The 13,736-nt window shown below is 67.4% G+C and carries 18 protein-coding genes; 3 read left to right on the forward strand and 15 right to left on the reverse strand.

The features are described from left to right. Nucleotides 1-46: 46 nt before the first annotated feature. Together HPC46_RS35455 and HPC46_RS00425 are read right to left on the reverse strand one after the other, a co-directional pair. On the reverse strand, nucleotides 47-175 hold the full coding sequence (locus tag HPC46_RS35455) for a hypothetical protein (RefSeq protein WP_267909789.1): 129 nt from the start codon (nucleotides 173-175) through the stop codon (nucleotides 47-49). Continuing rightward, nucleotides 172-858 carry a GPP34 family phosphoprotein gene (locus tag HPC46_RS00425; RefSeq protein ID WP_179466245.1) on the reverse strand — a complete coding sequence of 229 codons (687 nt, stop codon included), beginning with the start codon at nucleotides 856-858 and terminating at the stop codon, nucleotides 172-174. The genes HPC46_RS35455 and HPC46_RS00425 overlap by 4 nt, the downstream gene beginning before the upstream one ends. Nucleotides 859-1,083: 225 nt before the next feature. On the opposite strand from HPC46_RS00425, the gene HPC46_RS00430 reads away from it, so the two are divergent. Then, nucleotides 1,084-2,229 (forward strand): amidohydrolase family protein, encoded by a 1,146-nt coding sequence (locus tag HPC46_RS00430; protein ID WP_179466246.1) that lies wholly within the window; start codon nucleotides 1,084-1,086, stop codon nucleotides 2,227-2,229. On the opposite strand, the gene HPC46_RS00435 is transcribed toward HPC46_RS00430, so the two are convergent. From HPC46_RS00435 to HPC46_RS00475, 9 genes are all read right to left on the reverse strand, one after another. After that, entirely contained in the window at nucleotides 2,186-2,473 is a 288-nt protein-coding gene (locus tag HPC46_RS00435; protein ID WP_179466247.1) for a hypothetical protein, read from the reverse strand. The two genes, HPC46_RS00430 and HPC46_RS00435, sit on opposite strands and share 44 nt — an antisense overlap. Further along, entirely contained in the window at nucleotides 2,470-2,976 is a 507-nt protein-coding gene (locus tag HPC46_RS00440; RefSeq protein ID WP_179466248.1) for a transport-regulating membrane protein Mce1N, read from the reverse strand. The genes HPC46_RS00435 and HPC46_RS00440 overlap by 4 nt, the downstream gene beginning before the upstream one ends. Beyond that, nucleotides 2,969-3,364 carry a hypothetical protein gene (locus HPC46_RS00445; RefSeq protein WP_179466249.1) on the reverse strand — a complete coding sequence of 132 codons (396 nt, stop codon included), beginning with the start codon at nucleotides 3,362-3,364 and terminating at the stop codon, nucleotides 2,969-2,971. The genes HPC46_RS00440 and HPC46_RS00445 overlap by 8 nt, the downstream gene beginning before the upstream one ends. 20 nt (nucleotides 3,365-3,384) lie before the next feature. After that, nucleotides 3,385-3,807: a hypothetical protein gene (locus HPC46_RS00450; RefSeq protein WP_179466250.1), complete on the reverse strand. Its 423-nt coding sequence runs from the start codon at nucleotides 3,805-3,807 to the stop codon at nucleotides 3,385-3,387. A 126-nt stretch (nucleotides 3,808-3,933) separates the two neighbouring features. Beyond that, nucleotides 3,934-4,914 (reverse strand): porphobilinogen synthase, encoded by a 981-nt coding sequence (gene hemB / locus HPC46_RS00455; protein ID WP_179466251.1) that lies wholly within the window; start codon nucleotides 4,912-4,914, stop codon nucleotides 3,934-3,936. Between the two features lie 8 nt (nucleotides 4,915-4,922). Further along, complete coding sequence (locus tag HPC46_RS00460; protein WP_179466515.1) at nucleotides 4,923-6,572, reverse strand: bifunctional uroporphyrinogen-III C-methyltransferase/uroporphyrinogen-III synthase; 1,650 nt, start codon at nucleotides 6,570-6,572, stop codon at nucleotides 4,923-4,925. A gap of 16 nt (nucleotides 6,573-6,588) precedes the next feature. After that, on the reverse strand, nucleotides 6,589-7,572 hold the full coding sequence (hemC, locus tag HPC46_RS00465; protein WP_179466252.1) for a hydroxymethylbilane synthase: 984 nt from the start codon (nucleotides 7,570-7,572) through the stop codon (nucleotides 6,589-6,591). A 5-nt stretch (nucleotides 7,573-7,577) separates the two neighbouring features. Beyond that, entirely contained in the window at nucleotides 7,578-8,945 is a 1,368-nt protein-coding gene (locus HPC46_RS00470) for a glutamyl-tRNA reductase (RefSeq protein ID WP_179466253.1), read from the reverse strand. A gap of 108 nt (nucleotides 8,946-9,053) precedes the next feature. After that, complete coding sequence (locus tag HPC46_RS00475; RefSeq protein WP_179466254.1) at nucleotides 9,054-9,335, reverse strand: glutaredoxin family protein; 282 nt, start codon at nucleotides 9,333-9,335, stop codon at nucleotides 9,054-9,056. Between the two features lie 30 nt (nucleotides 9,336-9,365). Here HPC46_RS00475 and HPC46_RS00480 point away from each other — a divergent pair, with 30 nt between their 5' ends. Both HPC46_RS00480 and HPC46_RS00485 read left to right on the forward strand, forming a co-directional pair. Further along, nucleotides 9,366-10,301, forward strand: a complete 936-nt coding sequence (locus tag HPC46_RS00480; protein WP_179466255.1) for an HAD family hydrolase — start codon at nucleotides 9,366-9,368, stop codon at nucleotides 10,299-10,301. A 52-nt stretch (nucleotides 10,302-10,353) separates the two neighbouring features. Next, complete coding sequence (locus HPC46_RS00485) at nucleotides 10,354-10,866, forward strand: FAS1-like dehydratase domain-containing protein (RefSeq protein WP_179466256.1); 513 nt, start codon at nucleotides 10,354-10,356, stop codon at nucleotides 10,864-10,866. 30 nt (nucleotides 10,867-10,896) lie between these two features. On the opposite strand, the gene HPC46_RS00490 is transcribed toward HPC46_RS00485, so the two are convergent. From HPC46_RS00490 to HPC46_RS00505, 4 genes are all read right to left on the reverse strand, one after another. Further along, complete coding sequence (locus tag HPC46_RS00490) at nucleotides 10,897-11,961, reverse strand: lysophospholipid acyltransferase family protein (protein WP_179466257.1); 1,065 nt, start codon at nucleotides 11,959-11,961, stop codon at nucleotides 10,897-10,899. 30 nt (nucleotides 11,962-11,991) lie between these two features. Next, on the reverse strand, nucleotides 11,992-13,065 hold the full coding sequence (locus HPC46_RS00495; protein WP_179466258.1) for an SDR family oxidoreductase: 1,074 nt from the start codon (nucleotides 13,063-13,065) through the stop codon (nucleotides 11,992-11,994). Between the two features lie 73 nt (nucleotides 13,066-13,138). Then, nucleotides 13,139-13,240 carry a 30S ribosomal protein bS22 gene (locus tag HPC46_RS00500; RefSeq protein WP_003402602.1) on the reverse strand — a complete coding sequence of 34 codons (102 nt, stop codon included), beginning with the start codon at nucleotides 13,238-13,240 and terminating at the stop codon, nucleotides 13,139-13,141. Nucleotides 13,241-13,389: 149 nt separating this feature from the next. Further along, entirely contained in the window at nucleotides 13,390-13,653 is a 264-nt protein-coding gene (locus HPC46_RS00505) for a helix-turn-helix domain-containing protein (protein ID WP_036422530.1), read from the reverse strand. Nucleotides 13,654-13,736 lie beyond the last annotated feature (83 nt).

Genomic DNA, 13,736 nt, shown 5'->3' on the forward strand with positions numbered 1-13,736 from the left:
ACCGTGATGATACCCCTAGGGGGTATGTTGTCCAGTGTCTACCCGGTCACCACAACAGCACGCGGAGTTCTTCGTCGGGCGGCTCGGGATCCTGCGGCTCCGGAGGCTCGGGGTCCTCGTCGACGGCGCTCAGTGGCGGCACCACGTGCAGGTGTCGCCACTCGCGGGCCGTCACGGCGACCCACCCGCCCACTGCGCAGGCACGCCCTCGCGGTGCAGTCGGATCGCTTCGGCCAGACCGGCAACCGGCGCGATCCCATAGCGGGCCAGCTCCTGCACCCGATCGCGATCTGCCCGTGCCGCGAAACCGGCCACACCGGGCATCTGCGTGAGCACCGCCACCAATCCGCACGCCAGCCGCCACGGCTCGGCAGGCTCCCCGGCGACCGCATTGCGCAGGGCACCGGTGACCTGATCGGCCAGAATGCCGACACGGCAGGTGTCATACGGTTCGAGACCCGCGGCGGGCACCGCCAGAACCGCGTGCAGGCCGGGACGCAGCCAGCCCTCGGTGAGCAACTGCTCCCGGACCACCGAAATCACCTCGGGTGCGTTTCCGGTGACCAACTGCGCCCACGTCGCGCGATTGTGGACGCCTACCTGGGCAAATGCGGCGCGAAGGATGGGGTCGTCGGGGCTGGCGGCCCGGCCCGGGACGGCCCAGCCCTGGCGTTCCACCAGGTAACCCTGCAGATAAAGATCGGCCAGCATCGCGGCACGCAGACCCAGCCCGAACAACGTGGAATCGGGGCCGGCGAATCGGCCCAGTTTGGGGTCGAAAGCGAGCAGAAAGAGCTGGCCGTGCAGCGTAGCCGGCACCTGTGCGGATTCCGATGACAGACTGCGGATGCGCTCCACGCCCCCTCCTCACTCCCTGCTCATGCTGCGATTCGTCGTATCATATTGTCGCAGAACAGGTTTGAGATTCATCCCCCACCCGGGCAACGGCACTGCTAGCTCCGCCTCTTCAACTGTCCCGCATAAGCCTTCTCCCGACATGCGTAGGCCACTACTTCATTTTTCTCGGGGACCACCCGCAGTTGGAGTGGGACACTGGACACACCGACGACGAAGAGATGACCGATGACCCTGACGCACATCGAGCAACGGTCGGAACCGACCGAACACATCGCCGTCCGGTGCGTGGATTCCGACGTCCACCCGGTACCGCGACGCGGAGTGCTGACCGACTACATACCCGAGCCCTGGCGCACGAAGTACTTCGGATCCCACCCCATCGGCGAGCAGATCTACTACGACGCGCCGGACTACGCGCACGCGTTCGCGATGCGCACCGATACCTTCCCCGACGACGGGGAGTTCGCCGGCAGCGACCCCGAGCTGGCATTTCGCCAGCTGGTCATGGAGGCCGGTGCGGATATCTGCATCCTGGAACCGCTGGCTCCCGGCGCCCGGCTGGCCGATGCCGCCCAGGCTGCGGCCATCGCGACCAACCTCTGGCTCGACCAGCACTGGCTGGACAGCCGCAACAACTGGCACGAACGCTGGCGCGGATCGATCTCAGTGGCCATCGAGGATCCGGCCGGGGCCGCGCGCGAGATCGAGAAATGGGCCGGACACCCGTACATGTCGCAGATCCTGATCAAGGCCGAGCCCCGCCCGTCGTGGGGCGACCCGCGATACGACCCCGTCTGGGCCGCCGCCACCCGGCACGACATCACGGTCAGCTGCCACCTGGGCCGCGGCAAGTACGAGACCCTGCCGATCCCGCCGGTGGGCCTGCCCAGCTACAACCACGACTTCATGGTCAGCTACTCGCTGCTGGCCGCCAACCAGGTGATGAGCCTGATCTTCGACGGGGTCTTCGACCGCTATCCCACGCTGCGCATCGTGTTCGTGGAGCATGCGTTCAACTGGATCCTGCCGCTGATGTGGCGGATGGATGCGATCTACTCGGCCCGCAAGTCCTGGCTGGACATCAAGCGCAAGCCGAGTGAATACGTCAAGGACCACATCAAGTTCACCACCCAGCCGCTGGACTACCCCGAGGACAAGACCGAACTACTGCGGGCCTTCGAGTGGATGGAATGCGAAAAGATCCTGCTGTTCAGCTCCGACTACCCGCACTGGACGTTCGACGACCCGCGCTGGCTGGTCAAACACCTGCCCGAACACGCTCGGGACGCGGTGATGTGGCGCAACGGCGTGCAGACCTACAAGCTGCCTACGACGGTTCCGGTGCTGGAGGGTCAGACGCGGGTGTTTTGAGCGCCGCCTCGCGAGCCTTCCTGGCCCGACGCAGGCCGGCGATGCCCAGCACTGCGAGAACTCCCGCCGTGGTGACCAGCAACCAGGTCAACATCATCAGCGGTGGATCGAAGACGAACGACGTCGTCGACGGCTCACCGTCGGCGACGGGTGCCACCGACACCACGCCGCGGGCCTGCGCGGCGGTGATCACCGCGCCCGCCAGCGCCAGCACGGCCAGCACCAGCTGGATGGCATGCCTCACTGAGTGCTCGCCGTCTTTTCCCCGACCAACTCGGTGAGAGCCGCTCGCAGGCCCCGATGGTTGCGCGCCCACGCCTGCGCGGTGCGCTTGCCGGTGAGCTCCACACCGATTCCAGTGCGGCCCCTCGGCACGCCGGACAATTCGCCAAGCGCCCGCGCTTGCTGCCACTTCTCCAGGGGCTCACGGGATTTCACCGAGTGCTTCGCTTCGGGGAAGACTCCCACGATGTGAGTCAAGGGGGTGACCTCAGCGCCCTGCCGCAACGCATCGCGGGTCAGTTCGACGCTGGTATGGATGCGTGCGGCCTTGACTTGCAGACCCAGGAATCCCGTCACGAGCACCAGGAAGATCAACGGGACCACCGGCTGGAAGCCCACGCCGCCCTTGAACTGGATGAGCAGCATCGCGATCGCCGACGCCGGCCCGGCAAGCAGCCAGTACCAGCTGGCACCGTTCTCGAAAAACAGTCGTTCCGGCTGCTCGACCGGCTGACCCTCAAGCATTGGACTCCGGTTTATCGTCCGGCTGGTACCACTCCTGCGCCGACGGACGCATGACCAGGACCGCGGCGACCATCACCAGGATCAGGATCCCCAGCCACAGCAGGCCGCTGGTCATCACCGAGAACAGGGCCAACAGCACAGCCAGTGCGATCGACAGCGCGACGGCGGCCCGCCGGAACCTGGTATCACCACCACGAGACCGACCGGCCAGATAGCTCAACAGCGCACCGCTGACGATCCACAGCACGCCGGCACCTCGGAAGAACACCGGAACCGGAGCCTGCGAAAACAACGTCAGCAGGCCACCCAACATCAGCAGAATCGCCGCCGCAAGCCAGCACCAAAACGCAATCGAGACGATCCGGGGCCTGGGTTGGGTAGCGGTCATGGTCGGGCCAGCCTATCGGTTCACTTGGTGAAGAACCCGTGGGCGTCCGGCCGGTGCAACAGGAACGCGCCGCCGAGGATCAGCACCGACCCGACGATGCCGGTGACCGCGAAGATCACCGCCTGCACGGTGTCACGCTCACCGCTGAACAGATTGGCCCCGGTGTAGATCACGGTGGCCACGCCGCCGCCGGTCAGCAGTGTGCGGGTCCAGCGGTACCCGGATCGCATCAAGAACAGGAAGGTCAGGACCAGGGCGGCCACCATCAACGAGATCAGCACGGAGACACCGACGACCAGGACCGAGGCCTGCTTGCCCGCAGCGAAGTAGGCGTTGGTGATGTAGCCGATCACCATCAACGGCAGCGCGGTCAGCCACAGCCAGAATCCGGTGTCGACGTCGGCGGGACGCGCGGGAGCCTCGGGTGGCTGTTGGTCGCTCACGCCGCCACCTCGCAAGCGAGGGCGCGGCGTGTCCACCCACGGTTCGCTCCGCAAGCGTCGCTCACGCCGCCACCTCGCAAGCGAGGGCGCGGCGTGTCCACCCACGGTTCGCTCCGCAAGCGTCGCTCACGCCAGCCAGCCAGCGACGTCGGCGGCCCAGTAGGTCAAGACGATGTCCGCGCCGGCCCGTCGGATGCTGGTCAGCGACTCCAGTGCCGCGGCTTGGCCGTCGATCCATCCGTTGGCCGCGGCCGCGCTGATCATCGCGTACTCCCCCGATACCTGATAGGCGGCAACCGGAACCGGTGAGACGTCGGCGGCCGCGCGCACGACGTCCAGGTAGGCCATGGCAGGTTTGACCATGATGATGTCGGCACCCTCGTCGAGATCGAGTGTGATCTCGCGCAACGCTTCTCGCGCGTTGCCGCTGTCCTGTTGGTAGGTACGCCGGTCGCCCTGCAAGCTCGAGCCCACCGCGTCGCGGAACGGGCCGTAGAACGCCGACACGAATTTCGCCGCATAGGCCAGGATCAGCACGTCGGTGAACCCGGCCGCGTCCAGCCCGTCGCGGATGGCGGCCACCTGACCGTCCATCATTCCGCTCGGCCCAACCACCCGGGCACCCGATTCTGCCTGTGCCACAGCGAGTTTGACATATTCAGCGGTGGTGGCATCGTTGTCGACCCGGCCGCGGGCGTCGATGACGCCGCAATGTCCGTGGTCGGTGAACTCGTCGAGGCAGGTGTCGGCCATCAGCACGGTGTCATCGCCGAGGTCCTTGGACAGGTCGCGCAGCGCGACGTTCAGGATCCCGTCGGGATCCGCACCGCAGGACCCCATGGGGTCTTTGTCCGCCTCCCGAGGCACTCCGAACAGCATCAGCCCGCCGACACCGGCTTCGACCGCCTGCTGCGCGGCACGGCGCAGCGATTCGCGGGTGTGCTGAACGACGCCGGGCATAGAAGATATCGGCCGCGGCTCATCGATCCCGTCGGCGACGAACATCGGGAGAACCAGATGCCGTGGCTGCAAAGTTGTTTCGGCAACCAATCGGCGCAATGCCGGCGTTGAGCGCAGCCGGCGCGGACGCTGACGCGGGTATGACACGCAGCCCCCTAGCGGCGTCGGCTCTTCTTGCGCGGCGGCGGCAACGCACCCTCGGCGCGCAGCCTGGCGGCATGCTCGGCCAGCGCATCGACCAGCGGGCCGACCGCTGCCGTCTCGGGCTGAACGTCCACCCGCAGGCCGAATTCCGCTGCGGTCTCTGCCGTCTTGGGGCCGATGCACGCGACGATCGTGCGGGCGTGCGGTTTACCGGCGATGCCGACCAGGTTGCGCACGGTGGAGCTGGAGGTGAAGCAGACGGCGTCGAACCCGCCGGTCTTGATCATCTCGCGGGTCTCCGCCGGCGGCGGTGCCGCGCGCACGGTGCGATAGGCGGTGACGTCCTCGATCTCCCAGCCGCGGTCGCGCAGACCCTCGGCCAGCGTCTCGGTGGCAATGTCGGCGCGCGGCAACAATACCCGGTTGACCGGATCGAAAATGCTGTCGTACTCCGGGAATTCGTCGAGCAGGCCCAGCGAGGACTGCTCACCGGCCGGCACCAGCTCGGGGCTCACGCCGAAGGCCCGCACCCGATCCGCGGTCGACTCGCCAACGCAGGCGATCTTCACACCCGAAAACGCACGGGCGTCCAGACCGAACTCGCCGAACTTCTCCCACACCGCGCGCACCGCGTTGGTGGAGGTGAACACCACCCACTGGTAGCGGCCGTCAACCAAACCCTTGACGGCCCTTTCCATCTGGGCCGGGCTGCGCGGCGGCTCGACGGCGATGGTCGGGACCTCGATAGGCAGTGCACCGTGACCGACCAGCCGGTCACTCATCTCGCCGGCCTGGTCCTTGGTGCGCGGCACCAGCACGGTCCAGCCGTACAGGGCGCGGCTCTCCCACCAGTTCAGCTTCGCCCGGTGCGCCACGGTCTTGCCGATGGTGGCGACCAGCGTGCCGGTCAGCGGACCGGCCGGGTCGCTGTTGCAGGCCAGCGTGGCGCGGTCAGTCAGCCCCTGCAGCGTGGTCTCCACCGACCGCTGGGCGCAGGTGGTGCCGTTGGAGGTGACCACGCACGGCGTGCCGTCAGCCAGGCCGTACTCGATCAGGGTGCGGGCGGCCTCGGGCAGGTGCGAGGCGCTGGCGGTCAGGATCAGCGGGCCGGGCGCGGCGGCCAGCGCCGCCCAGTCGACCTCGCCGCGCACGTCGGCGACGGTGTGCGCCGAGCCCAGCGGCAGACCCGCGTACGTCGGCACCGCGCTGGTGGCGGGCAGGCCGGGAACGATCTCGAATTCGGCGTGGGCCCGGGCCACCGCGTTGACCTCGGTGATGACCGAGTCGATCGACAGCGGGTCGCCCGCGACCAGACGCACCACGTCGAAGCCGGCCTTGGCCTCGGCCGCCAGGGTCTTGGCCACTTCGGCCGGGTCCCCGAGGGCGGGGCGGACGTCGGGGCCGACGTTGACGACCGGCGGGGCGGTCTCGTCATGTCCGTCGGCCGTGGCACCCTCGGGCGCCGGGGCAGGGCCGACAGCCGGCGGCAGGTCGGTGCCGACCACGGCGAGGATGGCCTGCGGCACGTCTGGGTCGGTGAACACCAGCGCGGCATTGGCCAACACGGTGCGGGCACGCGTCGTCAGCAGGTTGGGGTCGCCTGGACCCGAGCCGACGAACGTGATGTGTCCCGGCTTCGCCTTACGTCCCCGACCGCTCACATGCCCAGTCATCGCTTCACTCCCGCTCCACTCCGTCTGTCTTCGCATTCACGGAGCCTTGTACCGACATGACCTCCCGCGCACCGAGTTCGAACAACTCCGCAGCCACCGCGAGCCCCAGCTCTGCGGCTCGGCCGGGAGTGCCGATACCGGACGCACGAATCACGTCGGATCCGTCTGCTGCCGCCACGCATGCGCGCAGTGACAGCTCGTCGAAGACGCGGCCGTCGTCATCGATGGACTCGACCACTTCGGCGATCGCGCCCACCGGTGCGGAACAACCCGCCTCCAGTTCGGCCAGCAGGGTTCGCTCGGCGGTGACCGCGGCGCGGGTGTCGGGATCGTCCAGCTCTCCCAACAGCGTCGCGAGCTCGGTGTCGCCTGCGCGGCACTCGACCGCGAGCGCACCTTGCGCCGGCGCTGGCAACATCTGCACCGGCTCCAGCGTCTCGGTGACATCGCCGAGTCGTCCGAGGCGGGCCAGGCCCGCCCGGGCAACCACGATGGCGTCGAGATCACCGCTACTTACCCTGTTCAACCTGGTATCTAGGTTGCCTCTTAGGGGGCGGATTTCCAAACCGAGACCCAGTGCTCTAAGCTGTGCCGCCCGTCGCACGGAGCTCGTACCGATCACCGAGCCGGTCGGCAACTCTCCCAGGACCATCCCGTCGCGGGCCACCAACGCGTCGCGGGCGTCCTGCCGAGGGGGGATCGCGGCGATGACGAAGCGTTCGTCGGGGGCCGTCGGCAAATCCTTGTACGAGTGCACGGCCATGTCCACGCGGCCGTCGGCGATCGCCTCGCGCAGCGCGGCGGTGAACACGCCGACCCCGATTTCGGCGACCGGCTTGTCGGATCGGTCGCCCTCGGTGCTGATGATGACCAGCTCGGCGCGATGCCCGCGCTCGATGAGTTGATCTCTAATGGTCCCGGCCTGCGTAGTCGCCAGCAAGCTGCCCCGGGTGCCGATCCGGATTACCGCGTCGTTACTGCCGGCCAACCGTGCTACCCGGCGCCGTCGGCTCGGCCCTGATCGAATTCCGGTGCCGGCAGGGGCAATTCACCTGCGGCGACGGCATCGACGGCCTGCGGATCGAGTTCGAAGAGTTCGCGCAATGCCTCGGCGTAGGCGTCTCCACCGGGTGCGCTGGCCAGCTGCTTGACCCGCACGGTCGGGGCGTGCAGCAGTTTGTCGACCACCCGGCGCACGGTGCGGGCGACCTCGTCGCGCTGGGAGTCATCCAGGCCCGGGAGCCGGTTGTCCAGCCGCAACAGCTCGGCCTCGACGACGTCGGCGGCACGCTGGCGAAGGGCGGTCACGGTCGGGGTGACCTCCGACATCCGCTGACCGGCCAGGTAGCTGGCAACCTCGGCGGCGACGATCTGACGGGCGGCTTCGGCGTCGGTGGCCGCAGCGCGGGCAGACGGTTCACGCTGCACGCGGTCCATGTCGATAACCGAGACACCGGGCAATCCGGCGACGGCGGGGTCGATGTCGCGGGGCATTCCGAGGTCGCAGAGCACCAGCGGAGGCGCGGTCTCGTCGCGGCGGGCACTGGCGAGCGCGTTGTGCACGTCAGCCAGCGACACCACCGGGCGCACCGCGCCGGTACAGCTGACGACCACGTCCGCGGCGGCCAGCGCCTCGGCAAGATGCTCGAGGGTCAGCGCCTGGGCAGTGGCCCCCTGCGCACGGATGTTGTCCGCCAGCCGCTCGGCGCGGGGCAGTGAGCGGTTCACGACGTCGATGTGGGTGATACCGGCGCGCAGCAGGTGCGCCACCGACAGCCCGCCCATCGAACCGGCGCCGATGACGGTGGCGGTGCGCCCGCCCAATCCGGTCAGCCGCGATCCCGCGATGTCCAATGCGACGGAAACCACACTGGCGCCGGCGGCGTCGATCGCGGTCTCGGAGTGCACCCGCTTGCCCACCGACAGCGCTCGCTGGGCCAGATCGTGCAGGACCCGGCCGACGGTCTTGTTGGTCTCGGCGTTGGCGTAGGCGCGGCGGACCTGACCGAGCACCTGCTGCTCGCCGATCACCGCGCTGTCCAGACCGCTGGTGACGGCGAACAGATGCTCGACGGCGGCCTCGCTGTAGCGGACGTAGGCGTATTTGGTCAGGTCGCCCATCGACATGCCGGAGTGCTCGGCCAGCACCTGACCGATCGCGGACAGGCCACCGTGGAAGGCGTCGACTACCGCGTAGACCTCGACCCGGTTGCAGGTGGACAGCACCATCGCCTCGGTGACCAGCGGCGATTGCAACACCTGGTCGATGATCTTGACCTGGTCCGACTCGTCGGTGGACAACTGCTCGAGAACGGAAACCGGAGCGCTTCGATGCGACACCCCAAACAGCAGGACGCTCACGGCACGATCACCTGGCCCGCTCCCTTGCTGCGACGGAATGCTCCGTTAGTGAAACTTACTTCCACGGTAAACGCTGCGCAGGCGGCTGGCCAAATTCCGGCGGTTCGTTCACCTGTCGTCGACGGCCGCGCGGCCGGGTGCGAGATCGGCCCGTAACCGTTCGACGTCGACGTCCCAGTAGCTGTGCTCGCGGCCGTCGAGCAGGACGACCGGCAGACGATCGCCGAATTCGGCTCGTAGCGCGCTGTCCCCGGCCGCGGCCGCGGCGTCGACGTCGACGGCGGACAGCTCGAAATCGAGCTCGTCGGCCAGCTCGGCCAGCCGGTGGTAGACCCGCTGGCAGATGGTGCATCCGGCCCGGGTCAACAGCTCGACGTGTGCGCGGCTCACGTGTCCCAGTGTCGCAGTTAGGGTTGTCCCATGGGGCCCGGGGACGACGACCAGGAACTCGCCGGCGATGCGAGTGCCGAGCGCGCCGTCGACGAGTTGGTCGCCGAGCAGGCCAGCGCCGTGGCACGCGACGCGAGCATCGCCGCGCATCGCGAGCCCGGACCGCAGGCGGCCGAGCCGGTCGCCCCGCCGCCCGCCGACCTCACCGCGGCGGCGTTCTTCGACGTCGACAACACACTGGTGCAGGGCTCGTCGCTGGTGCACTTCGGTCGCGGCTTGGCCGCCCGCAAGTACTTCACCTACGCCGACATGGCCAAATTCATCTACGCGCAGGCCAAGTTCCAGCTGACCGGCCGGGAGAACAGCGATGACGTGGCCGAAGGCAGGCGCAAGGCACTGGCCTTCATCGAGGGCCGTTCCACCGCCGAGCTGATCGCGGTCGGCGAGGAGATCTACGACGACATCATCGCCGACAAGATCTGGCCCGGCACCCGCGCGCTGGCCCAGATGCATCTGGATGCCGGCCAGCAGGTGTGGCTGGTCACCGCCACGCCCTTCGAGCTGGCCGACACGATCGCCCGCCGGCTGGGCTTGACCGGAGCGCTGGGCACCGTCGCGGAGTCCGAGAACGGGGTGTTCACCGGCCGGCTGGTGGGCGACATCCTGCACGGGGTCGGTAAGGCGCACGCGGTGCGGCAGCTCGCTGTCCGCGAGGGTCTGAACCTGAAGCGCTGTACCGCCTACTCCGACAGCTACAACGACGTGCCGATGCTGTCCCTGGTCGGCACTGCGGTCGCCATCAACCCGGATGCCAACCTGCGCGAGCTGGCCCGCGAGCGCGGCTGGGAGATCCGTGATTTCCGGACGGCGCGCAAAGCGGCGCGCATCGGAGTGCCCTCCGCACTGGCTCTAGGCGCGATCGGCGGGGCGCTCGCGGCCGCCGTGTCACGCCGCCACGAGCACTGACAACGCCGCTCGCCCGCACAGCCACCGCGATACCCGCTGATAGGCTCCCCGGGTGTCATTCGCCAGCGACATCATCGGAACTCACTACCGCTATCCGGACTACTACCTGGTCGGCCGGGAGAAGATCCGCGAGTACGCCAAGGCGATCCAGTCGGACGACCCGCTGTACTTCGACGAGGAAGCGGCCAAGGCGGCGGGCTACTCCGACGTGGTGGCGCCGCTGACGTTCATCGCGATCGCGGGACGCCAAGTGCAGCTGGACATCTTCCTCAACTTCGACGTCGGCATCAATATCGCGCGCGTCATTCACCGCGACCAGAAGATCCATTTCCACCGGCCGATCGTGGCCGGCGACAAATTGTTCTTCGATTCCTGGCTGGATTCGGTCGTCGAATCGCACGGCACGGTCATCAGCGAATTGCGCAGTGAAGTCACCGACGAGGACGGCAAACCGGTGATGACCACCGTGGTGACAATGATCGGTGAAGCCGCGGGCGACGAAGAGACCAACGCTCAGGTGGCCGCGATCGCCGCGGCGGCGTTAGGCAGGCAAACCCAGCGCTGACCTCGAGCGCTGCGAGCTGGCCCGGGGTGCTCAGCCCAAGAACATGTTGCGACGCTTGGTCAGCAACTGGTAGAGCGTCTGCTGAATGGTCTCGCGCACCTGGTCGGTGAGATCGAAGGTGACCATCGGGTCGTCGGCCGCTGATTCGTCGTAGTCGGCGGTCTCGATGGGCTCACCAAATGTGATGTGCCACTTGGACGGAAGCGGTACCAACCCGGCCGGTCCGGCCAACGGGAACAGCGGTGTGATCGGGAAGTACGGCAGTCCCAGCACCCGCGCGAGCAGCTTCACGTCGGCGATCATCGGATAGATCTCCTCGGACCCGACGATCGAGCACGGAATGATCGGGGCCTTGGTGCGCAGCGCCGCCGAGACAAACCCACCGCGGCCGAATCGCTGCAGCTTGTAGCGATCCTTGAACGGCTTGCCCAGGCCCTTGTAGCCCTCCGGGAAGACCGCCGTCAGCTCGCCGCCGACCAGCAGCCGGTGGGCATCGACGGTGGACGCCATGGTGTGGCCGGCCTTGCGGGCGATCGGGCCCATCATCGGCATGTCGAACACCATGTCAGCGGCCAGCAACCGCAAGTCGCGGTGGTTCGGGTGGTGGTCGTGCACCGCCACCGACAGCATCAGCCCGTCGAACGGCAACGTCCCGGCGTGGTTGGCGACCAGCAGGCCTGCCCCATTCTTGGGCAGGTTCTCGATACCACTGACCTCGACCCGGAACCAATTCTGGAAAAAGAATCGCAGCAAAGGCAGAACGAGCGCGTTGTTGAACTGGGGGTCGAAACCGAATTCGTCGACCGAGTAATCACCGGTGAGCCGCTTGTAGACGAAATCGGCGATCGCCGAAATACGTTGCGCCAGTTCGTTGGGAGCCTCGTCGGGGCGACCCATTGTGCCAGCGCCACGACGCGCGTCGATTTCCCTTACGACAGCGGCAATATCGTCTGCCGAGGCGCGGGTGCCGGGGTCGGACAGCAGCGAGGGATGCCGGCGGGCGGCCTCGGCGCGCTGGGCAGCCCGTCGGGCGGCCGCTGCACGACTTGAATTCGAATGCAGCGGAATCACTTTCGCTTTGGATTCACCCGCCACTTCGGTTACCTCTTCCCCACCATCGGCTCATCAGCCGCCCCATCGCTGCGCTACGGCGACTGCGCGACTCTCCAGAGATCGTACCCATTTCGGGTCGATGATCGGGGTCAAACCTCGGCCACGCACGTAATCGTCGAAGGCCTCCATCGTCGTCCATTTCGGCGCAAACCCCAACTCGGAGCGCATTCTCGTGGTGTCCATGACGCGCCCGTAATTAAGCCAGTCCATGTGGTCACGGTTGAGGTCGGAACTGCGGCCCGTCCTGCGCAACGAATTCAGTGCCCAAAAGCCGGGATTCGGCAGGGGAAGCGCAACGCGCCCGGCTCGCCGGATCGCCTGCGACATCATGATCACGCCGTCGGCGCCGATGTTGAACGTGCCCGACCTGCCCGCCATCGTCGCGCGCTCCAGCGCCCCGAGAGCGTCCTGCTCGTGCAGCAGCTGCAGCCGCGCGTCATGGCCGAGCACCGTGGTCACCACCGGGCCGGCCAGATACCGCGACAGCGCGGTGTCCATGCCGGGGCCAATCATGTTGGCCAGCCGCAGGATCGTGACCGAGATATCGGGCCTGCGCCGACCAAGGCCGCGCACGTAGCCCTCGATGTCGATGCTGTCGCGGGTGAAACCCTCGCCCGGCGGACGACGACTGCTGCTGTCCTCGGTGTAGACCACCGGGTCGTGCGGGTGCGAACCGTAGACCTCAGAGGTCGACTTGAGGATCACCCGGCGAACCGACGGCGCCTTCTGGCAGGCCGCGAACAACTGCATGGCGCCCATCACGTTGATTTCCTTCAACGTGGCGCGTCCGCCCGAGCGCGGGGCGTAAGAGGCCGCTGCGGCGTGCACGACGGTGTCGACTTCGCCGTTTCTGATCACCTTGGCGATAAACGGGTTTCGGATGTCGGCGCGGACGAACTCAGCGCGCCCCATCCGGCGCAGCAGGTCCTTGCTCGGCGCAATGGCGTCGACGGCGATGACCTTGTTGATCAATGGGTTCTGCGCCAACCGGGCAGTCAGATACCCGCCGAGGAATCGACAGGCACCGGTGACCAGCACGACCTTCGGGTAGTGCGGAGTTTCGGAGTCGGTACCGCCGGAATCCATCAGGACAGCCTATCGGCTTGCGCCTGCGCCCGGCGCGGCTCGACGTCTCACCGGGGCAGGCCCGGCAGGGGAACTACTTGCCGAGTTTTCTGCGCTGGACCCGGGTACGACGCAGCAGCTTGCGGTGCTTCTTCTTCGACATGCGCTTGCGCCGCTTCTTGATGACTGAACCCATGAAATCCGCTACCTAAGTCTTTGCAGTGCCCGCATCAGAGCAGGCTTCTCAATGTCCTGCGACACCTTACCTAAGCAGGCATGCAGAACGGAAAACGACCACCGATGAGCGCTCGCGCGACGAGCAACCAGCCGTGTGAGACCAACGACCTAGCCTGCGTCGAAGTACGACGTCTCCAGCAGGTCGTGGACGGCCTTGGCATGCACCCGGAACGACCGGCCCACCCGCACCGCGGGGAGCTCACCGTTGTGCACCAAGCGGTACACCGTCATCTTGCTGACACGCATCAGCGCAGCCACTTCGGCGACGGTCAGAAATTGAGCTCTGGCGGCCGGCGGGCTATCGGCGCCACCGGCGTCCCGCGCCGATTTTCCAGCCGAGTCCCGCGCCGATGGCCCGTTCATAGACGTCATCGCAACCCAATCCGTCAGGCACGGCAGTTCCAGCGGCTTCCCCACCGCTGGCACCCAGCCGTGCATACACGAGGAGAATAGCG

It is taken from the genome of Mycolicibacterium vinylchloridicum (genome assembly GCF_013404075.1).
In the GTDB taxonomy this organism is placed as follows: Bacteria; Actinomycetota; Actinomycetes; order Mycobacteriales; family Mycobacteriaceae; genus Mycobacterium; species Mycobacterium vinylchloridicum.